We start from the raw sequence: 19,517 nt of genomic DNA, 5'->3' as shown, positions 1-19,517 counted from the left end.
CGATACCCGCCCCACACGACAACGCCGGTCTCCACGAGCACAACCAGATCGTGGAGACCGACGTCACGCTCGACCCGGATTAACCAACAGCGTCCCGAGCCGGGGGCGGGCCGCCAAGGGGAGGGTCAGGCCCTGCGGGCTCCCAGCCGGGCCACCAGCACGCCCGCCGCGCCCAGCAGGGCGAGGCCCGCCAGGCCCACCAGGAGCCAGAGCGTGCCCCGGCCGGCCGACGGCGCGGTGGACGCGGCCGCCGGCTGAGGCGCGGCAGGCGCGGCGGAAGTCGTGGGCGAGGGCGGCCGCTGAGGCGCGGCGTTGCCGGATTCGCCGGGGACGACCTCCGTCACCGCCTTGAAGGGGTTCACCACACCCCAGCCCACCTGCGGATCGGGCAGCTGCCTGGCCGGGTGGTCGGCCGTCGCCTCGATGCGCCGGATGACCTGGTCCGCGGTCAGCCGCGGGTGGCGGGCCCGTACGAGCGCGGCCGTGCCGGCCACGTACGGGGTCGCGAAGCTGGTGCCCTGGTCGACCTTGTAGCCGGGGCCGCCGGTGCCGAGGCTGAGGATGTCCTCGCCCGGGGCGGCGATGTCCACGAACTCGCCGCTGCGGGAGAAGGCGGCCGGCTGGTCGTCACGCCCGACGGCGGCCACGGCGAGGACGCCGGGGTACGCGGCCGGGAAGCTGACGCCTTCCGTCCGCTGCCCCGGCTGTTCCTCGTTGCCCGCGGAGGTGACGATCAGTACGTCGTTGGCGATGGCGTGCTTCACCGCCGCGTCCAGCTGTTCGCTGCGCACGGGCGAGTTGATGGACACGTTCACCACGGACGCCCCGGCGTCCACCGCCATGCGGATCGCCTTCGCCATGCCGTTGGCGGTGCCGTCCTCGCCGTCCGTGGTCTGCCGCACCGGCAGGATCCGCACACCGGGGGCCACCCCCGCGAACTTCAGCCCCTCGGCCGGCTTCGCGGCGATGATCCCGGCCACGAAGGTGCCGTGGCCGACGCAGTCCGTGTCGCCCCGGCCGCTCGTGCCGACGGCGTCCGAACCGCGCAGGACCTGGCCCCTGAGCTGCGGCACGCTGCCGTCCACTCCGGAGTCCACGACCGCCACGGTCACGCCCTCGCCCTTGGTGAGGTTCCAGGCCTTCTGGAAGTCCAGTCGGGCCTGGGACCAGGGCAGGTCGGGCGTCGTCTGCACCGCGACGGGTGCGCAGTCGGCCGCGGCCGCCACCGGGACGGGAAGCGCGGCCGTGTACACGAGCGAGGTCCCCACGAGAACCACGGCGGCCTTACGCATGGCCGTACCCCAGCGTGGCGAGCAGCCCGTCCTCGACGGGCGTCGGCGCGATGTTCAGCACGTCCGCGCTGCCGGGGACGATGAACGCCGTGGTGTGCCTGGGCAGCATCGGCAACAGCCGCAGCGCCCCGTCGTGGAGTTCGTACGCGGCGCACGCCTCGCGGGTCAGCGGGAGCGTGAGCCGGGGCACGAGCAGCGCGTCGTACCGGCGCAGCACGTCGGTGCGGCCGGCCGGTGGCTTGGGGTGGATGCTCACGCCGAGCTGCCAGGCGCCGAGATCGGCGCGCGGGGCTCCGGTGGTGCCGGTGAACTCGTCGACGACCGCGACCGGGCTCATCGGACCGCCGGGGGGCGGTGTCGTACCGCCGGGCAGGTTGATGACCAGGTGCCGCGGATCGGTGTCCGCGGCCCGCATCAGCGCGGCCCAGGCCTGCGGCTGTGGTGTGCGCACATGCACCAGGACACCGGCGGCGAGGAGCCGGAAGACCAGCAGCAGGGCCTGCTCGCGGGGGACGAAGACGCCGAGTCGCACCGGGTCGCGGCGCAGCAGCGGGACGGTCGCCGGGGTGCCGTCCTGGCGGGTGCCGAGGACGAACCCGGCGGTGCTCAGCGCCAGTTCCGCGGGGACCGGCGCGATGCCCTCGCGTACCCGGCCGCCCGCGCGGCGGCCGAGCGGGAGCGTGGCGAGCAGGCCCGCCGCCTGGTCGCCGTCGAGCCGTTCGAGCCGCAGGCCCAGCTGGGCGGCGGCCGGCGGCAGGGCGCTGTCGGCCTGCGGCGCCGCACCCGACGTACGGACGAGTACGGTGCAGCCGCCGCCGGGCACGAAGGTCACCGACAGGCCGGTGGCGCGGGCGGGGAACGTGGCCAGGAGGTCCTGGAGTCCGGTGAGCCCGGCCGTGGCGGCCTTGAAGTCGCGTATCCAGCAGGTGACGTGGCCGGTGCCGAGCGCGTGCCAGGAGGTCCAGGTCTCCGCGGCCACGGGACGGCCCTCGTCGGAGTCGTCCGCGTGCCGCAGCCCGGCGGCCGCGGCCAGTGCCTCCGTCGCCTCGTCCTCGTCGAGGATGCGGGCCCGTAGTCCCGCGTCCTCCAGCAGTGCCACGGCCCGCACGGCTCCGCGCCGCAGCGCGCGCCTGATGCCGGGCTCACCGCCGCCGCGGGCGGCCACGGCCTCGGGGCAGGCGGCCTCGTCGAGGCGCAGCGCGACCCAGACGTTCTGCCGCAGCGGGGTGGAGTCGGCGTTCAGCTCCTGGTACGCCGCGGCGGCGAGCGGCGACGCGGCCTCGTCGCCCGCCGGTGCGGTGACGTTCTGGATGAGGATCTGTACGGAGTCGTAGGCGATGTCGTCGACCTGGAGCAGGGAGCCGAGCACGGCCGCCGGCAGGACCGCGGGCCCGGAGCCGTCCCCCGGCGCGGGCGCGAACGCGGATCCGGCCGTCGAGGCCGACGCCGACGCGTTCCAGTCCGACGGCTCGATCGCGACGAGCGCCACCCACGCGGCGCCGTCGTGGACGATGCCGAGGCGGACGCGGCTGCGGCCCTCGGCGCGTGCGACGGAGAGCTCGGGCAGCACCGTCCGCAGCGGTGCGAGCCGGTTGGCCGCCGCGCCGCCGCGCACCCTGCGGCGGGAGCGGAAGCGCATCCGGGTCAGGAGCCAGTCGTACAGCCAGCGCTGCTGGACGCGCACCGCGGTGGCGGCGAACAGCGGCACCGCGAGTGCCAGGGCGACGGGCCGCAGCCCGAGCGGACCCAGCAGCCCGACGGCCACCAGCGCCACGACCGCTTCCCAGGCGACCAGATGTCCGAGTCCCACGCCGAGCGGCGGCTTGCTCCGCCCCCGGGACGGACCCTGCGTCCGCCCCTGATCCCGTAGCTGCCCGGACGTGTGCTCTGCCACCGCACTCATCCCTGTCCCATCCCTCCGGTCGGCCCTGCCCGTACGGACGTTGCACGGACGGGGGACCCGGTGCGCTCAATCGGCGCGGAACCGCTGGACCGGGAGGACGGGACCCCCTGGTCCCGGGAGCACGGAATGGCGGAATGACGGGATGACGGGCGTTACGCGGAATCCGGGCCCGGCCCGCCCAGCAGGTCGTCCTCGGTGAGCAGCGCCAGCAAGGACGGCACCTCGGCGACGTCGAGATACGCGTACCGGCACTCCGCGCACTCGCCCAGGTGCGCGGCGACCAGCGCGTCCTCGGCAGGAGTGAGCGCGCCCATCACATAGGCACCGAGCTGCAGTTCGACATGTGCGCCCTCGTGAGGCGGGACGGTCATGGGGTCATGATGCGGGCAACGCTCAGTCATCACAAGGTGATTCCCGAGCCCGCACCGTCACGCACAGCGATCGACCTCGGTGATCCGGCCATGGCTCGCCGGCACCCGTGATCACGACCACGGTCAACAGCGGCTGCCCGCACCGGAGATGACCCGGGAGTGGCTGAGAAGCGCCCCCCGGGGCGGGTCGTAAAGAGTGGCCGATTCCCAGGGGGTGCCTTGTGGATCTTGCCGGGCGCGCGCGCCCTGGCACGGCGCCGTGATCCGGCCTGATCCACAAGAAACCCCCTACTCCACGAACAGGCCGCGCTCCGCCGCCCGCGCGTCGAACTCCTCCAGCCGCGCCTGCGCGTCCGGCAGTCCGTCGCACATCGCCTCCAGCAGCACGCGCCCCAGCAGCATCGGCGCGCACGCCGTGTCGAAGGCCAGGCCGGTGCCGACGGCCGCCGGGATCAGCAGGTCGCTGTGGGCGGCGACCGGCGCGAAGGGGGAGTCGGCGACCGTGACGACGGTCAGCCCGTTCGTACGGGCGTACGCCAGCGCCTCCACGACCTCCTTCGGGTGGCGGGGCAGGGCGAAGCACAGCAGGGCGCTCGCGCCCGCCCGCCGCGCGGCGTCGATCCGGTCGGCGAGCATCGAACCGCTCTCGTCGAGGAGCCGTACGTCCGGGTGGACCTTGGCCGCGAAGTACGCGAAGCCGCGGGCCTGCGAGGAGGCGGCGCGCAGGCCGAGGACGGGGAGGGGGCGGGAGGCGGCGAGGAGCCGTCCCGCCTTTTCGACGGGGGCCGGATCGGCCAGCATCTCGGCCAGGTGTCGCAGGTTCTCGATCTCGGCGTGCACGGCCTGCTGGTACTCGTTGAACGCGTCCTTGTCCGCGCCGCCGCCGGCGGCGGCCGGCTCGGCGGGCGCCACCTCGCGCAGATGGCGGCGCAGCGCCGGGTAGCCGTCGAAGCCGAGCGCGACCGCGAACCGGGTCACGGAGGGCTGGCTGACCCCGGCGAGCTCGGCCAGCTCGACGCTGGACAGGAAGGCCACATCGGCCGCGCGGCGCACCATGCAGTGGGCGATGCGGCGCTGGGTGGGGGTGAGCCGGTGCCCCTCGAAGAGCTGCTGCAGCCGTGCGGCAGGGCCGCTGTCGTTCATGCCGTCCCCCTTTGTCGTCCTTATTCAGCCACTCAGAACTCTGCATGACGATATGCAGGACGGGCAAGGACCGTCTCGGGGGGCGGAACCCCCTGCGAAGAGGGGGGCTAGCCCCACTGACGGCGCCCGCCCCGCTCCCTACCGTGGGGAGGTATGGAAGCCCGCGACCCTGAGCTCACGAAGGAGCTCGACGCCACGCTCCACGCCCGCCGCGAGCTGGGCCCGGAGTACGAGTCGGCGCTGATCGAGTCGTTCCTGGAGAAGGTCGACCAGCGCATGGACGCCACCGTCGACCGACGCGTCCGGCGCCGGCTGGCCGAGCAGCAGATGGCCGTCGCCCGGGGCGAGCGGCCGGAGCGCTCCGGGGAGGTCTCCGGCTTCGGCGAGCGCTTCGGCCTCGCGATCGTCACGATGGTCCTCGCGATACCGCTCTCGGCGATCGGCGTGGTGAACGCGGGCATCGAGGGGCTGTTCGTCACCTGGGCGGGCATCGTCGGGGTCAACGCGCTGCCCGTCCTCCGCGACCGGATACGGGCCGGGGGCGGCCGCGGCCGAGCCGCGTCCGACTGGGCGGACTGACGGCGACGGCTCGGCCGTAGCTTCGCAAAAGTGGTACGAGCGCGACACGTTGGCGCAGCACTCGCTTAACACGCGTCCGGCACATTGAGAGGTGTCGGCGTCACGGACTTCCGGAGCGGCTCCCGGACCTCCATGGACGCCCCGGACGCGGAGCCGGCCCTGACCCGGACCGTGTCCTTCGCGGGGACCGCCGTCGTCCCGCCCCCCGGGTGACCGGGGGTGCGGCGGTCCCCGCGCACCTCCGCCTTCCGGCCCGCTTCCGGCCTACTTGGCCGCGCCTACTTGGCCGCGTTCCGGGCGAGGAACGACAGCAGGTCCTGACGGCTCACCACACCCGTGGGCTTGCCCTCGACCAGCACGATCGCCGCGTCCGCCGCACCGAGCACGGCCATCAGGTCGCCGACCGGCTCACCGGAGCCGACCTGCGGCAGCGGCGGGCTCATGTGCTTCTCCAGCGAGTCGCCCAGCGACGCCCGCTGCGTGAACAGAGCGTCGAGCAGCTCCCGTTCCACGACGGAGCCGATGACCTCGGCGGCCATCACGTCGGGGTGCCCGGCGCCCGGCTTGACGATCGGCATCTGCGAGACGCCGTACTCGCGCAGCACGTCGATGGCCTGGCCGACCGTCTCCTCGGGGTGCATGTGCACGAGCGAGGGCAGCGCGCCCTCCTTGTGCTGGAGCACCTCGCCGACGAGCGGCTCGTCGCCGGCCTGCTCCAGGAAGCCGTAGTCGTTCATCCACTCGTCGTTGAAGATCTTCGAGAGGTAGCCGCGCCCGCTGTCGGGGAGCAGCACGACCACGACGTCGTCCGGGCCGAGACCCTCGGCCACGCGCAGCGCCGCGACGACCGCCATGCCGCAGGAGCCGCCGACGAGGAGGCCCTCCTCCTTGGCCAGCCGACGGGTCATCTGGAAGGAGTCCTTGTCGGACACGGCGACGATCTCGTCCGTGACGGTCGCGTCGTAGGCGGTGGGCCAGAAGTCCTCACCGACGCCCTCGACCAGGTACGGCCGGCCGGAGCCGCCGGAATAGACCGATCCCTCGGGGTCGGCGCCGACGATCCGGACCTTCCCCTCGCTGATCTCCTTCAGATAGCGGCCGGTGCCGGAAATGGTGCCGCCGGTGCCGACGCCCGCGACGAAATGGGTGATCTTCCCCTCGGTCTGCTCCCACAGTTCGGGACCGGTGGTCTCGTAGTGCGAACGCGGATTGTTGGGGTTGGAGTACTGGTCGGGCTTCCAGGCGCCCGGGGTCTCACGGACGAGCCGGTCGGAGACGTTGTAGTACGAGTCCGGGTGCTCGGGGTCGACCGCCGTCGGGCAGACGACGACCTCGGCGCCGTAGGCACGCAGCACATTGATCTTGTCGGTGGACACCTTGTCCGGGCAGACGAAGATGCACTTGTAGCCCTTCTGCTGGGCCACGATGGCAAGGCCGACACCCGTGTTGCCGCTCGTGGGCTCGACGATCGTGCCGCCGGGCTTGAGCTGTCCGCTCTGCTCGGCCGCCTCGATCATGCGCAGGGCGATGCGGTCCTTCACCGAGCCGCCGGGGTTGAAGTATTCGACCTTGGCCAGGACTGTCGCCCGAATGCCCGCGGTCACGCTGTTGAGCTTCACCAGCGGGGTATTGCCAACCAGACTGATCATCGAGTCGTGGAATTGCACCGTTAGTCTCCGGGATCTCCGTAGTGGTGCCGCCAGCGTATGCCGTAGCCGGGCGAGATTGGGCAACGGTCGTTACGGGGCAGTTAGCTCTTGTACGACAGCACGGACGCGGAGGTGCGGGGACGGTGTCGAGGGCGAGGGTGGCGCGGCGCATCGCGGCGGGCGCGGCATACGGCGGCGGCGGAATCGGTCTGATCGGGGCGGCCGCGGTGGGGGTGGTCCTCGCCGAGGTGCAGCTCGCGAAACGGTCGGTGGGCGGCGGGACCGCGCCCGTACCGCCGGCCTCGGACGGGCTGTACGGGACGGTCTACGGGTTCGCGGACCCGCTGCGGCTGGTCCTCCTGGGTGATTCGACGGCGGTGGGCCAGGGCGTGCGCCGGGCCGGGCAGACACCGGGGGCGCTGCTGGCCTCGGGTCTCGCGGCGGTGGCCGAGCGTCCGGTGGAGCTGCGCAACGTGGCGGAGCCCGGGGCCAGGTCCGACGACCTGGAGCGGCAGGTGGAGGAGACGCTGCTGGACCCGACGCGGCACCCGGACGTATGCGTGATCATGATCGGCGCGAACGACGTCACGCACCGGATGTCGGCGACGCAGTCCGTGCGGTACCTGTCGGCCGCGGTGCGCCGGCTGCGTACGGCGGGCGCGGAGGTGGTGGTGGGCACCTGCCCGGATCTGGGCACCATCGAGCCGGTGTACCAGCCGCTGCGATGGCTGGCCCGGCGGGTGTCGCGGCAGCTCGCTGCGGCGCAGACGATCGTGGTGGTGGAGCAGGGCGGCCGTACGGTGTCGCTCGGCGATCTGCTGGGGCCGGAGTTCGCGGCGAACCCGCGCGAGCTGTTCGGGCCGGACAACTACCACCCCTCGGCGGAGGGGTACGCCACGGCCGCGATGGCCATCCTGCCGACCCTGTGCGCGGCCCTCGCCCTCTGGCCGGAGACCGACCGCCTGGACGCCGACCGCGACGAGGGCATGCTGCCCGTCGCCAAGGCGGCGGCGGAGGCGGCGAGCGAGGCCGGTACGGAGGTCACGGGCGCCCGCGCCCCCTGGGCCCTCCTCAAGCACCGCCGTCGCCGTCGCCTGCCGACCCCGGTCTCCCCGGAGCCCTCGTCGGCGCCCGCGCCCACGGCCCACCCGGCGGAGGGTGCCGGGCTCGGACTGACCGCCCGGGTCCGCCCGCGGAGCGCCCCCGGACCGGAGGTGCCGGGCTCGGACTGACCGCCCGGGTCCGCCCGCGGAGCGCCCCCGGAAAGGGCCGGCCCCGCCCCGGGCCGAGGTCAGGCGTAAGCGAGCGCTTAGAAAAGAGGCCCGCATCACACGGTCCGTACGGTGACCTACGCGATACGTAGGGGTAACTTCCCACTCAGCCCCTCTGACAGCCGCACCCCTCTGGAGCTGTGATGCCCGAAGCCGTGATCGTCTCCGCCGCCCGGTCCCCCATCGGCCGGGCCTTCAAGGGCTCGCTCAAGGAACTGCGGCCGGACGACCTGACCGCGACCATCATTCAGGCCGCGCTCGCCAAGGTTCCCGAGCTGGACCCGAAGGACATCGACGACCTGATGCTCGGCTGCGGCCTCCCGGGCGGCGAGCAGGGGCACAACCTGGGCCGGATCGTCGCGGTGCAGATGGGGATGGACCACCTCCCCGGGTGCACGATCACCCGTTACTGCTCCTCCTCCCTCCAGACCAGCCGCATGGCGCTGCACGCGATCAAGGCCGGTGAGGGCGACGTCTTCATCTCGGCCGGTGTCGAGATGGTCTCCCGCTCCGTGAAGGGCACGTCCGACGGGCTGCCCGACACCCACAACCCCCTCTTCGCCGAGGCCGAGGCCCGCACCGCCGCCGTCGCCGAGAGCGAGGGCGCGAGCTGGCACGACCCGCGCGAGGACGGCCTCGTGCCCGACGCGTACATCTCGATGGGCCAGACCGCCGAGAACCTGGCCCGCCTCAAGGGCGTGACGCGTCAGGACATGGACGAGTTCGGCGTACGGTCCCAGAACCTCGCCGAGGAGGCCATCAAGAACGGCTTCTGGGAGCGCGAGATCACCCCCGTGACGCTGCCCGACGGCACGGTCGTCAGCAAGGACGACGGCCCGCGCGCCGGCGTCACCCTGGAGGGCGTCCAGGGCCTGAAGCCGGTTTTCCGCCCCGACGGCCTGATCACCGCGGGCAACTGCTGCCCGCTCAACGACGGCGCCGCCGCGCTCGTGATCATGTCCGACACCAAGGCGCGCGAGCTCGGCCTGACGCCGCTGGCCCGCATCGTCTCAACCGGTGTCTCCGGCCTCTCCCCCGAGATCATGGGTTACGGCCCGGTCGAGGCCAGCAAGCAGGCCCTGCGGCGCGCGGGCCTCACCATCGACGACATCGACCTCGTCGAGATCAACGAGGCCTTCGCGGCCCAGGTCATCCCGTCCTACCGGGACCTGAACATCCCGCTGGACAAGCTGAACGTCAACGGCGGCGCGATCGCCGTGGGCCACCCCTTCGGCATGACCGGCGCCCGGATCACCGGCACGCTGATCAACTCGCTCCAGTTCCACGACAAGCAGTTCGGCCTGGAGACGATGTGCGTGGGCGGCGGCCAGGGCATGGCCATGGTCATCGAGCGGCTCAGCTGAGCTGTAGCGGAGGGTAGGGGTCGCCCGGCCCTATCGCCATGCGGCTCCGCCGCGCGGCGAGGGCGGCACCTGCCCGCAGCGGTAGCGAAGCTGAGCGCGACCGACAACGCGAGCGGCTCAGCTGAGCCGTAGCAAAGCCGAACCGGGGACGGTCCCTCGGAAAGGGCTTTCTCAACCCCGTCGCGTCCCAGCCGTGACCGAATCTCCCCCAGGATGTGACCTATCTCCCGGGGGAGATTCGTTTGCCCAGGTCAGAGACATTCTGCGGGCAAACATACGACCCAAAGTCCTGTCCTTTTCGTGACGTAATGCACTGACACCTCGCGTCGGCTCACGTCAAGCTGATGTAGTAAGTCGAGGAATCCTTGCCGAACCCCGGCCGGCACCCCCGCCGACCGGACCCGGGCAAGTGAGCCCGCGAGTAGCACCTGAACCCGGGAGTACGTCAGTGAGCGCCATGTCCCTCGCCCTGCTGCTGTCCACGGCCGCTGCCACGGCCGTCGGCGCCGCTGCCCTGCACGCCACTCACGGGCTGCGCAAGCAGGTCTCAGCCCTGCGGACGGAGCTGGCCGCCGCCCGCGGCGCCGGCGCCGCCGCGTCGGTGCCGCACGCCCGCACCGCCCCCGCCGACGAGATACGCGCCGCCGTCGCCGAGGCCCTCGCCGAGGAGCGGGAGCGCGAGCTCGCCGAGGCGCGCGCCTTCTGGGCGGCGCAGGAGGCCCGCGACGCCTCCGACGGCCCGACGCTGCTGGGCGGCCTGGGCGGCTTCGGCGGTCCCGGCGAGGACATGCCGCTGTTCATCCCGCGCCAGAGCGACTTCGTGGGGATGGAGGCGATGGACCTGGAGGCGATCGAGGCGCTGGACGACCTCGCCGAGCTGGCGGGTGCCACGGAGCAGGCCGAGTACGCGGAGTTCGTCGAGGACTCCCCCGAGCTGGCCGCCGCCCGCCGCCGGCACCCCTCGCACCCGGACTTCGTCCCGGTCCAGACGCCCCAGACGTCCCAGACGCCCGCGGTCACCGACCACGAGCGCACCGCGGCCCGTCTGGAGGAGCTCGCCGAGACCGGCACGGCCCTGTCGGACGTACGCCCCGGCCCGTTGGGCACCCTCGACGTCTACGTCTTCGCCGACGGCACGACGCTCTGCATGACCCCGGGCCACCGGGAGACGGCGGAGCGCCTCGCCGAGGCGCTGCGCAGCGGGGAGGCGCCGGTGCTGCTGGGCGGCTCGGGTGTGTCCGGCGCGTACGCCCTGACGTTCTCCTGCGGCTCCGGCGAGAACATCTACGTCCTCGCCGACCGCGTGATCGCCTCGCTGTAGCGGCATCGCGCAGCCGCTACAGCAGCGCCCCGAGGCGGACCGCCGCCTCCTCGACGACATCCACGGCCTCGCCCAGCTCCTTCGGCGAGGCCGCTCCCATGCGCAGGGCCTCGGCCAAATCCGATCCCGCGAGTACCAATTGGTCCGCGACCGCGAACAGCCCCGCGTCCGGCATGATCCTCGGGTCCTCGCCCGGAGCCTCGATCCGCTGGGCGCGCACCGCCAACTCCCTGGCCAGCGCCAGCCCTTCGGCCGCGGCGCCACGCTGCAGGCGGCTCTGCGGGGCGGCCCGCAGCCGGTCGGCGATCCGCTCCACCGCGGTTGTCAGAGGGGTCGTATCAAGCACACCGCGACCCTACGCGCCGGTGCGGGACTGTTGCCAATACGCGAACGCTCAGGCACGGTGGCGTGAAGGACCACACGCGCAAAGCGTCCGGAGGCGCCGATGTCCCAAGTCTTCTCCGAAGAGACCCATCGAAATCTGCTCTCCCGCATCCCTCATTGCACCGGTCGTGAAGTGGCCGACTGGCTGCGCACCGTAGAGGAAGGCCCCGCTCTCTTCCGCTTCGAGGAGAAGGTCAGCTGGCTCCGGAGCGAACACAATCTCGCGTACGGACATGCGAAAGCGATCATCCACGAGTTCGATCTGAGGCGAGCAGCCCGCAAGCTGCTCTAGACGTTCGAGACAGGACGGACGAAGGGCCCGTACCGGCGATGCCGGTACGGGCCCTTCGTATGCCGGGTACGTCAGTCGTCGCCCTGCAGGATCGACAGCAGACGCAGCATCTCCAGGTAGATCCACACCAGGGTCATGGTGAGGCCGAAGGCCGCCAGCCACGACTCCTCGCGCGGGGCGCCGTAGGTGATGCCGTCCTCGACCTGCTTGAAGTCGAGGGCGAGGAAGCAGGCACCGAGGATGACGCCGATGACACCGAACAGGATGCCGAGGCCGCCGCTGCGGAAGCCGAGACCGTCACCGCCGCCGAAGACGGAGAACAGCAGGTTGACCATCATCAGGAGCACGAAGCCCATGGCCGCGGCCATCACGAAGCCGTAGAACCGGCGGGTGACGCGGATCCAGCGCATCTTGTACGCGATCAGCACGCCGGCGAAGACCGCCATCGTGCCGAGCACGGCCTGCGCCACCACACCGTTCGCGATGTAGGTGGAGACGGCGCTGGAGATGACGCCGAGGAAGACACCCTCGAACGCCGCGTACGACAGGATCAGCGCGGGCGAGGCCTTGCGCTTGAACGACTGGACGAGCGCCAGGACGAACGCCACGAGCGCGGCGCCGATGGCGATGCCGTACGACTTGCCCAGGCTGGCCGGGTCGACCGGCAGCAGCACCCAGGACAGGATCGCGGTGAGCACGACCGTACCGAGCGTCATGGCGGTGCGCGCCACGACGTCGTCGATCGTCATCACATTGGCACGGGCGGGCGCCTGCTGCGGCGCGCCCAGCTGGGCGTCCGCCGGCGCGTACGGGTTCGTCGCGTACGGGTTGGTCGCGTACGGGTTTCCAACGGCGGGGCCCCCGGCCTGCGGCTGCTGCGCGTTGAAGCCGGCGTAGCCGTTGTCGCGGCTGAACCCCCGTCGCGAGAAGACCGGGTTGCTGCTCCTCATCTCACTCCTCCATGGCCACCCAGCGCGGCCTTCCCACAAGAGTAATGCGAGGGCAAAGGGAACGGCCTAGTGCTGGGGGAGGATCTTTCCTGGATCGTGACAGGTCGCCCCGGGGCCCGGCGGCCCGGCATGCCCGGCAAAAGGCGCGAGCAGGCGTTCAAGTATTCAACGATTCCTGCTCGCGCCGCCGACCACAAGACGTGCCCGGAGCCGGACTCGAACCGGCACGGCCCGAAGGCCAGCGAGGTTTAAGCTCGCCGTGTCTGCATTCCACCATCCGGGCATGGCACGCGGCTCCGCGTTTGACACATGAGCCTATCCGGGCAGATCCCCCGAACAGCGGAACGCTGACCCGATGTTGTCTTATTTTATTGACGTCTGAGGGTGTGTCAGCACAGGTAATGAGCAGATTGCACATGCCGCGCCACGCCCCACGCCACCCCGCCCCCACGCCGGGGAATGACGGAAACTCGCCGCCCCGTCACGTGGCGGATCCCGGAAGCGGTCCCGGATGCGATCCCTGAGCGGACCCCCGGGGCGCCGTCATACCAAAGGAGGACAGGGGAAGCCCGCCGTCCGACCCAAGAGGGCCCCCGGAACGAGCTTCGGGACGGACGATTCGGCGTGGGGCGGGCAGCACGATGGGGTGGTCCCTGAAGAACACCGCGACAGGAGAGTCGTCTCGTGACCACCACCCCCATCGCCCGCCGCGCCACCGCGGTGGCCGCCCGTGCCACGGATCTTTCGAAGGTCTACGGACAGGGCGAGACCCAGGTGGTCGCCCTCGACCGGGTCACCGTGGACTTCAACCAGGGCGAGTTCACCGCGATCATGGGCCCGTCGGGGTCCGGCAAGTCCACGCTGATGCACTGCGTGGCCGGCCTGGACAGCTTCAGCGCCGGGTCCGTGCGCATAGGTGAGACCGAGCTCGGCTCGCTCAAGGACAAGCAGCTCACCCAGCTGCGCCGGGACAAGATCGGGTTCATCTTCCAGGCGTTCAACCTGCTGCCGACGCTGACGGCGCTGGAGAACATCACGCTGCCGATGGACATCGCGGGCCGCAAGCCCGACAAGCAGTGGGTGGAGCAGGTCATCGACATGCTCGGGCTCTCCGGGCGGCTGAGCCACCGGCCCGCCCAGCTCTCCGGCGGCCAGCAGCAGCGCGTCGCCGTCGCCCGCGCGCTCGCCTCCCGGCCCGAGATCATCTTCGGTGACGAGCCGACCGGAAACCTGGACTCCCGCTCCGGCGCCGAGGTGCTGGGCTTCCTGCGCAATTCGGTGCGGGAGCTGGGCCAGACCGTCGTCATGGTGACGCACGACCCGGTGGCCGCCTCGTACGCGGACCGTGTGATCTTCCTGGCGGACGGGCGGATCGTCGACCAGATGATCGCCCCCACCGCCGACGGCGTGCTCGACCGGATGAAGGCCTTCGACGCCAAGGGCCGGACCAGCTGATCCGCTGATCCGCTCCCCCGCCACCGACTTCCGGCCCACCCCACAGGACTGACTCACACCATGTTCCGTACCGCCTTGCGCAATGTGCTCGCGCACAAGGCCAGGCTGCTGATGACCGTACTCGCCGTCATGCTCGGCGTGGCCTTCGTCTCCGGCACCCTGGTCTTCAACGACACCCTCTCCAACGCCTTCCGCAACCAGTCCGCGAAGAGCTACGACGACATCGCCGTCGCCGTCAGCTCGTTCGCCGACCAGAACGACCCCAAGGCGCAGCCCGGCCTCTCCGAGCAGACCCTCGACAAGGTCCGCTCGCTCGACGGCGTCACCGCCGCGCACGGCCGCGTCAGCGGGTTCGCCGGGGTCGCCGACCCCGACGGCAAGCTGATCGGCGTCGGCTGGTCCAACAAGGGCGCGAACTTCGCCCCCGGCAAGGACGGCAAGGACCCGGCCTACACGTTCACCCAGGGCTCCGGCCCGGTGCAGGACACTCAGATCGCCCTGGACAAGGAGACCGCGGCCAAGGGCCGGTACCAGGTCGGCGAGCAGGTGCGCGTCGCGACCAACGGGCCGGTGCGGGAGTACACCCTCAGCGGTGTCTTCACCACCCTCGACGGCGCGGTGAACGCCGGCGGCAGCCTGGTCCTCTTCGACACGGACATCGCCCAGAAGCTGTACCTGAAGCCCGGCTACTTCCAGGACATCACCGTCTCCGCCGCCCCCGGCGCCGACGCCGCGAAGATCCGCGACGCCGTCGTGCCGCTGCTGCCCGACACCGCCGTGGCCCAGACCGGCCAGGCGCTCGCCGACCAGCAGGCCAAGGAGATCGAGGAGGGCATGAGCGCCGTCACCCAGATCCTGCTGGGCTTCGCCGCCATCGCGCTCTTCGTCGGCATCTTCCTGATCTCCAACACCTTCACCATGCTGGTCGCCCAGCGCACCAAGGAACTCGCGCTGATGCGCGCCGTCGGCGCCTCGCGCAGGCAGATCACGCGCTCGGTGCTGATCGAGGCCGCCGTGGTCGGTGCCGTCGCCTCGGTGATCGGTTTCGCCCTCGGTCTCGGCCTGGCGACCGGACTGCGCGCCGGGATGGCCGCGTTCGAGATGAAGGTGCCGAGCGGCCCGCTGGTCATCTCGGCGACGCCGGTGCTCGCCGCGCTCGGTGTCGGCGTGCTGATCACGATGTTCGCCGCCTGGCTGCCGGGCCGCCGGGCCGCGAAGATCCCGCCGGTGGCGGCGATGAGCAGCGTCCACGCGGTGGCCACCACCAAGTCGCTGGTCGTGCGCAACTCCATCGGCGGGGCCATCGCGGGGCTCGGCGCGGCGGCGATCCTGTGGGGTGCCGCGACGGGCGGCGACGGCGGGCGGCTGCTCGTCGGGGCGGGCGCGTTCTTCGCGCTGATCGGTGTGATCGTGCTGATCCCGCTGCTGTCCCGGCCCGTCATCGCGCTCGTACGGCCGCTGCTCGTCGGCGTCTTCGGGGTGTCCGGCAAGCTCGCGGGACAGAACGCGGTGCGCAATCCGCGCCGTACCGGAGCCACCGCCTCCGCGCTGGCGATCGGTCTGACGCTGGTCACCGGGCTGTCGGTGCTGGGCGTCACCCTCGGCAAGGCCATCGACAAGATGACCACGGACAACATCAAGGCCGACTACATGGTCTCGATGGCGAACGGCGGGGCCCTCGACCAGTCGGCGCTGCGCGCCCTGGAGAAGGCGAAGGGCGCCTCGGCGGTGTCGCCGCAGCAGTCCGCGTACTTCGAGCTCGAGGACGACGACTTCGTGTCGGCCTCGGCGGTCACGCCGGGCGCCATCGAGCAGGTCCTGAACGTCCAGGTCACGGACGGCAGCATCGACTCGCTCGGCAAGGGGCAGCTCGCGGTCGCGGAGAAGACGGCCAAGAGCAAGGGCTGGAAGGTCGGCGACGGCGTCCCCGTCACCTTCAACGACAAGAAGAAGGCGACGCTGACGGTCGGCGCGATCTACAAGGACAGCGAGTTCCTCTCGCCCGTCCTCGTGGACACCAAGATCGCGAACGCGCACGAAGCGAAGCCGTACATCATGCAGATCTTCGTGAAGATGGACGGCGGTCAGACCGCCGCCAACGAGAAGGCCCTGGTCAGCGCGCTCGGTGAGAACCCGGCGATCACGGTGATGGACCAGAAGGACATCCGTGACCAGTTCGGCGGCTTCATCAACATGATGCTGAACATCATGTACGGCCTGCTGGCGATGGCCCTGCTCATCGCGGTGCTGGGTGTGGTCAACACGCTCGCGATGTCGGTCTTCGAACGGCAGCAGGAGATCGGCATGCTGCGCGCGATCGGCCTGGACCGCCGCCGCGTCAAGCGGATGGTGCGGATGGAGGCCGTGGTCATCTCGCTCTTCGGCGCGGTGGTCGGCATCGGCCTCGGGGTGTTCCTCGGCTGGGCGGTCGGCCAGACCGTCAAGAGCTCGATTCCGGGCTACGAGCTGGTTCTGCCGTGGGACCGGATCGGGATCTTCCTGGTCCTCGCGGGGCTCGTCGGTGTCCTGGCGGCGATGTGGCCCGCGCGCAGCGCGGCGAAGCTGAACATGCTGAACGCCATCAAGGCCGAGTAGCCGGACGGCCGGTCGGACGTTCCCGTGTCCCCGGCCCGGCCGCCCCAGTGGCGGCCGGGCCGGGGACTCGTCGTATCGGGAGGTTTCCCCCGCGTCAGCTGCCCGTGCAGTAGTTCATCAGCTTGGTGTGGTTGGCCTTGTACTGCTCGTGGAGCGCCGCGTTGTCGATCTTCAGCAGCGTCTCGTCGTTCTGCCGCAGGGCCTGGTACGAGTAGTTGTGGCTGCCGGTCCAGACGATCTTCTTGCCCGCGACGCCGTCGTACGTGCCGTTGACGAGCAGGTACTTGGAGTGGAGCCCGATGTTGCCCTCGCGCCCGGACGGCGGGGTCTCCCAGCACTCCACGCGCTGGGTCAGCTTGCCGGAGATAATGTCCTCGACGGCCTTGCCCATCGAGTTGACGCCCTCGCCCCCGCCGTTCGGGTCGTTGTCGTGCGCCAGGATGACGGAGCAGCCGGCGCTCTTCATCGAGACCAGCTTGGTGGCGATCTGCTCCCGGTAGAACAGATTGGCCGCGATCCGCACCTCGGTGCCCGCCGCGCAGTCGACGTTGTCGAGGATCAGCTTGACCGTGTCCGTCGAGGGGTCGGTCTTCGGGGTGCCGGTCGCCTCCTTCCGGGGGAAGAAGTACGTCTTGTACGCGGGATCGGTGGCGCTGGTCGGGGTCTTGTAATAGTCGCCCGTGCCCGCGCCGGAGGCGTAGGCCACATGGTCGGCGAAGTAAGCCTGGTAGATGTCGTAGAGGCCCTTGTCGACGATCGTCACGGCGTTGTTGAAGAGGCGCTCGCGCTGGAAGGTCGACAGGTTGGCCGAGGTCTGCACCACGACGTTGTCCGCTCCTCCGGTGTGGGAGAAGAGGAAGAACTTGTTGTGGTTGATCGCGTAGTCGGGCGCGCCCGTGGAGGTGGTGAGCACCCGGGTGCCGATGCAGCCCCGGTCCTGACCGCAGTCGAGGGCCCAGGACGGCTTGGTGCGGTCGGTGCCGAGCCCGGCGGCGAGGTTCTCGTACTCCCCGCCGTCGGTCACGGTGCTGGACGACTTGTGGTCGACGACGACCTTCACGGAGACGCCCCGCGTCTTGGCGGCGATCAGCGCGTCCCGGACCGGGTTGTCGGTGAACGTGTACATCGACACGCTGATGCTGCTGCCCGCGGGCGCGTCGTCGATCAGCGAGACGAGGTAGTCGCGGATCTTGTCCTGCTCGGCGGTGGTGCCCGACGGGTCGTTGAAGACGGTGCCCGTGGTGACGGTGACGGCGGCGGAGGCGGTGGTGGGCAGGAGCCCGGTCACGAGACCGGCTGCGGCTGCTCCTGCGAGCAGCCATGAGGTGCGGCGGTGCACTTGGTGGATCCCCCTGACGAGCTACGGAATCGCCATGGCATTCCCATGACAATCCGGGCCGCGAAAGGCGGGGTGCGGCGCGCATCTGGCGCGGCACCCCGCCAGGACAAGCCCGGGGATCGAACGTATCAACGACGGACGGACTCACTCCAGTTACGTGTCCGCAGGGGCAGCCCCGAGCCTCCCTGCTCCGGGGTCTTCACGGCGAGGACCTGGTTGACGCCGATCCGGTTGCGTTCGAAGGACACGGCGGACGCCGCCATGTACAGCCGCCAGACCCGCGCACGGCCCGGCGAGGCGAGCCGTACCGCCCGCTTCCACCCGGCCTCCAGGTTCGCCACCCAGCCGCGCAGCGTGCGCGCGTAGTGCTCACGGATCGACTCGACGTCCCGGACCTCGAAGCCGGCGTCCTCCAGGATCGACACGGTCCGCCCGAGCGGCGCCAGCTCGCCGTCGGGGAAGACGTACGCGTCGATGAACTCGTCCACGCGGTAGACCGCTTCGTCCGGCTCCGGGCGGCGGGAGATCTGGTGGTTCAGCAGCCGGCCGCCGGGCCGCAGGAGGGCGTGGAGCGCGTCGGCGTACTCGCGGTAGCGCTCCGAGCCGACGTGCTCGGCCATCCCGATGGACGAAATCGCGTCGTACGGGCCGTCCTTGACGTCCCGGTAGTCCTGGACGCGGATCTCGATCCGGTCCGTCAGCCCCTCCTCGGCGATGCGCTTACGGGCGTACGCGGCCTGCTCGCGCGAGAGCGTGATGCCGGTGACCTGGGCGCCGTACTCCCTGGCCGCGTGGATGGCCATCGAGCCCCAGCCGCAGCCCACGTCCAGCAGCCGGTCGCCCTCCTTCAGCGCCAGCTTGCGGCAGACGAGGTCGAGCTTGTCGCGCTGGGCGTCCTCCAGAGTGCCGCCGTCCTCCCCCTCCCAGTAGGCGCACGAGTAGACCATCGACGGGCCGAGCACCAGCTCGTAGAAGGCGTTGCCCACGTCGTAGTGGTGACTGATCGCCTGCCGGTCCCTGACCTTGGTGTGCAGCGGCCCCTGGCGCCTGCGCACCTCCTCCGCGGGCGGCGGCAGGGGCAGCCACACGCGGGGTCCGGCGAGCTGGAGGAGCTCCCGGGCCGCGGCGCGCAGCCGTGGGTCGCGTACGGGACGGAAGGCGGGGCCGTCGTCGTGCGGGCGGTCCCAGATCAGCCCGGCGAGCCCGTCGAGGGCCTCGTACAGGTCCCCCTCGACGTCGATCTCCCCGGCCACCCAGCCCCGGGCCAGACCGAGTTCGCCCGGCTTCCAGAGCAGCCGGCGCAGGGCGCGGCGGTGCCGGATGACGAGGACGGGGGCGTCGGGCGGTCCCGATTCGCTTCCGTCCCAGGCGCGGACGCGTACCGGGGGCGGGGCCCCCAGGAGCTCCTCGGCGAGAGTGGTGAGCCGCGAAGCGGCATCGGCCATGGCGCACACCTCCGTGATGGTGGATTGACGGAAATGCCCAACACCACGTAAACACCGTCGGCGTGCGGAAACAGTCCCCTGAGCGGGTAAATCCGAAATGGGGTACGCCGGTACGCCGAAGGGACCGTCCGCACCACGGATGGCGGACGGTCCCTTCGGAAGGA

General features: G+C 71.3%; 16 protein-coding genes and 1 tRNA gene. 7 read left to right on the top strand and 10 right to left on the bottom strand.

From position 1 onward, the window contains the following. Positions 1–125 precede the first annotated feature (125 nt). From mycP to ABT342_RS26945, 4 genes are all read right to left on the bottom strand, one after another. The gene (mycP, locus tag ABT342_RS26960; RefSeq protein ID WP_351579050.1) at positions 126–1,292 is read right to left on the bottom strand and encodes a type VII secretion-associated serine protease mycosin; all 1,167 of its coding nucleotides are present in this window, start codon (positions 1,290–1,292) and stop codon (positions 126–128) included. Continuing rightward, positions 1,285–3,186 carry a type VII secretion protein EccE gene (gene eccE, locus ABT342_RS26955; protein WP_351579047.1) on the bottom strand — a complete coding sequence of 634 codons (1,902 nt, stop codon included), beginning with the start codon at positions 3,184–3,186 and terminating at the stop codon, positions 1,285–1,287. Before eccE ends, mycP begins: the two co-directional genes overlap by 8 nt. A 161-nt stretch (positions 3,187–3,347) precedes the next feature. Then, positions 3,348–3,566: a zf-HC2 domain-containing protein gene (locus ABT342_RS26950; RefSeq protein WP_351579044.1), complete on the bottom strand. Its 219-nt coding sequence runs from the start codon at positions 3,564–3,566 to the stop codon at positions 3,348–3,350. A 288-nt stretch (positions 3,567–3,854) separates the two neighbouring features. Next, positions 3,855–4,709: a MurR/RpiR family transcriptional regulator gene (locus ABT342_RS26945; protein ID WP_351579041.1), complete on the bottom strand. Its 855-nt coding sequence runs from the start codon at positions 4,707–4,709 to the stop codon at positions 3,855–3,857. Between the two features lie 153 nt (positions 4,710–4,862). Here ABT342_RS26945 and ABT342_RS26940 point away from each other — a divergent pair, with 153 nt between their 5' ends. Continuing rightward, on the top strand, positions 4,863–5,288 hold the full coding sequence (locus tag ABT342_RS26940) for a hypothetical protein (RefSeq protein ID WP_351579038.1): 426 nt from the start codon (positions 4,863–4,865) through the stop codon (positions 5,286–5,288). 278 nt (positions 5,289–5,566) lie between these two features. Here ABT342_RS26940 and ABT342_RS26935 read toward each other — a convergent pair whose 3' ends face one another. Further along, positions 5,567–6,955, bottom strand: coding sequence for a cystathionine beta-synthase (locus ABT342_RS26935; protein ID WP_351579034.1), 1,389 nt, complete (start codon positions 6,953–6,955; stop codon positions 5,567–5,569). Between the two features lie 140 nt (positions 6,956–7,095). Here ABT342_RS26935 and ABT342_RS26930 point away from each other — a divergent pair, with 140 nt between their 5' ends. The 3 genes from ABT342_RS26930 (at position 7,096) to ABT342_RS26920 (ending at position 10,893) form a co-directional block, all read left to right on the top strand. Continuing rightward, entirely contained in the window at positions 7,096–8,169 is a 1,074-nt protein-coding gene (locus ABT342_RS26930) for an SGNH/GDSL hydrolase family protein (protein ID WP_351579055.1), read from the top strand. Positions 8,170–8,351: 182 nt separating this feature from the next. Further along, the gene (locus tag ABT342_RS26925) at positions 8,352–9,572 is read left to right on the top strand and encodes an acetyl-CoA C-acetyltransferase (RefSeq protein WP_351579031.1); all 1,221 of its coding nucleotides are present in this window, start codon (positions 8,352–8,354) and stop codon (positions 9,570–9,572) included. Between the two features lie 457 nt (positions 9,573–10,029). Beyond that, positions 10,030–10,893, top strand: a complete 864-nt coding sequence (locus tag ABT342_RS26920; RefSeq protein WP_502965623.1) for a hypothetical protein — start codon at positions 10,030–10,032, stop codon at positions 10,891–10,893. A 16-nt stretch (positions 10,894–10,909) separates the two neighbouring features. On the opposite strand, the gene ABT342_RS26915 is transcribed toward ABT342_RS26920, so the two are convergent. After that, the gene (locus tag ABT342_RS26915) at positions 10,910–11,239 is read right to left on the bottom strand and encodes a hypothetical protein (RefSeq protein ID WP_351579026.1); all 330 of its coding nucleotides are present in this window, start codon (positions 11,237–11,239) and stop codon (positions 10,910–10,912) included. Positions 11,240–11,338: 99 nt separating this feature from the next. Between ABT342_RS26915 and ABT342_RS26910 the strand changes: the two genes are divergently transcribed. Then, positions 11,339–11,569: a DUF4287 domain-containing protein gene (locus ABT342_RS26910; protein ID WP_351579023.1), complete on the top strand. Its 231-nt coding sequence runs from the start codon at positions 11,339–11,341 to the stop codon at positions 11,567–11,569. A gap of 71 nt (positions 11,570–11,640) precedes the next feature. On the opposite strand, the gene ABT342_RS26905 is transcribed toward ABT342_RS26910, so the two are convergent. Both ABT342_RS26905 and ABT342_RS26900 read right to left on the bottom strand, forming a co-directional pair. Next, positions 11,641–12,519: a Bax inhibitor-1/YccA family protein gene (locus ABT342_RS26905; RefSeq protein ID WP_351579020.1), complete on the bottom strand. Its 879-nt coding sequence runs from the start codon at positions 12,517–12,519 to the stop codon at positions 11,641–11,643. Positions 12,520–12,720: 201 nt separating this feature from the next. Then, a tRNA-Leu gene (locus ABT342_RS26900) sits at positions 12,721–12,802 on the bottom strand. A 401-nt stretch (positions 12,803–13,203) separates the two neighbouring features. On the opposite strand from ABT342_RS26900, the gene ABT342_RS26895 reads away from it, so the two are divergent. Next, complete coding sequence (locus ABT342_RS26895; protein WP_351579017.1) at positions 13,204–13,974, top strand: ABC transporter ATP-binding protein; 771 nt, start codon at positions 13,204–13,206, stop codon at positions 13,972–13,974. Positions 13,975–14,034: 60 nt separating this feature from the next. Beyond that, a complete protein-coding gene (locus ABT342_RS26890) occupies positions 14,035–16,569 on the top strand; it encodes an ABC transporter permease (RefSeq protein WP_351579014.1) in 2,535 nt (844 codons plus the stop codon). Between the two features lie 94 nt (positions 16,570–16,663). On the opposite strand, the gene ABT342_RS26885 is transcribed toward ABT342_RS26890, so the two are convergent. Together ABT342_RS26885 and ABT342_RS26880 are read right to left on the bottom strand one after the other, a co-directional pair. Further along, positions 16,664–17,908, bottom strand: coding sequence for a phospholipase D-like domain-containing protein (locus ABT342_RS26885; RefSeq protein WP_351579011.1), 1,245 nt, complete (start codon positions 17,906–17,908; stop codon positions 16,664–16,666). Positions 17,909–18,036: 128 nt separating this feature from the next. Continuing rightward, positions 18,037–19,353 carry a class I SAM-dependent methyltransferase gene (locus ABT342_RS26880; protein WP_351579008.1) on the bottom strand — a complete coding sequence of 439 codons (1,317 nt, stop codon included), beginning with the start codon at positions 19,351–19,353 and terminating at the stop codon, positions 18,037–18,039. Positions 19,354–19,517 lie beyond the last annotated feature (164 nt).

Source organism: Streptomyces sp. NPDC000410 (assembly GCF_040300305.1).
Classification (GTDB): Bacteria; Actinomycetota; Actinomycetes; order Streptomycetales; family Streptomycetaceae; genus Streptomyces.
This window is presented reverse-complemented; position numbering and strand designations above follow the sequence as displayed.

What these genes read in the sequence shown, in the direction of transcription:
- mycP (WP_351579050.1), bottom strand. Translation starts at nt 1,292, where the DNA reads ATGCGTAAGGCCGCCGTGGTTCTCGTGGGGACCTCGCTCGTGTACACG.
- ABT342_RS26950 (WP_351579044.1), bottom strand. Translation starts at nt 3,566, where the DNA reads ATGACCGTCCCGCCTCACGAGGGCGCACATGTCGAACTGCAGCTCGGT.
- ABT342_RS26945 (WP_351579041.1), bottom strand. Translation starts at nt 4,709, where the DNA reads ATGAACGACAGCGGCCCTGCCGCACGGCTGCAGCAGCTCTTCGAGGGG.
- ABT342_RS26940 (WP_351579038.1), top strand. Translation starts at nt 4,863, where the DNA reads ATGGAAGCCCGCGACCCTGAGCTCACGAAGGAGCTCGACGCCACGCTC.
- ABT342_RS26925 (WP_351579031.1), top strand. Translation starts at nt 8,352, where the DNA reads ATGCCCGAAGCCGTGATCGTCTCCGCCGCCCGGTCCCCCATCGGCCGG.
- ABT342_RS26920 (WP_502965623.1), top strand. Translation starts at nt 10,030, where the DNA reads ATGTCCCTCGCCCTGCTGCTGTCCACGGCCGCTGCCACGGCCGTCGGC.
- ABT342_RS26910 (WP_351579023.1), top strand. Translation starts at nt 11,339, where the DNA reads ATGTCCCAAGTCTTCTCCGAAGAGACCCATCGAAATCTGCTCTCCCGC.
- ABT342_RS26905 (WP_351579020.1), bottom strand. Translation starts at nt 12,519, where the DNA reads ATGAGGAGCAGCAACCCGGTCTTCTCGCGACGGGGGTTCAGCCGCGAC.
- ABT342_RS26890 (WP_351579014.1), top strand. Translation starts at nt 14,035, where the DNA reads ATGTTCCGTACCGCCTTGCGCAATGTGCTCGCGCACAAGGCCAGGCTG.
- ABT342_RS26880 (WP_351579008.1), bottom strand. Translation starts at nt 19,353, where the DNA reads ATGGCCGATGCCGCTTCGCGGCTCACCACTCTCGCCGAGGAGCTCCTG.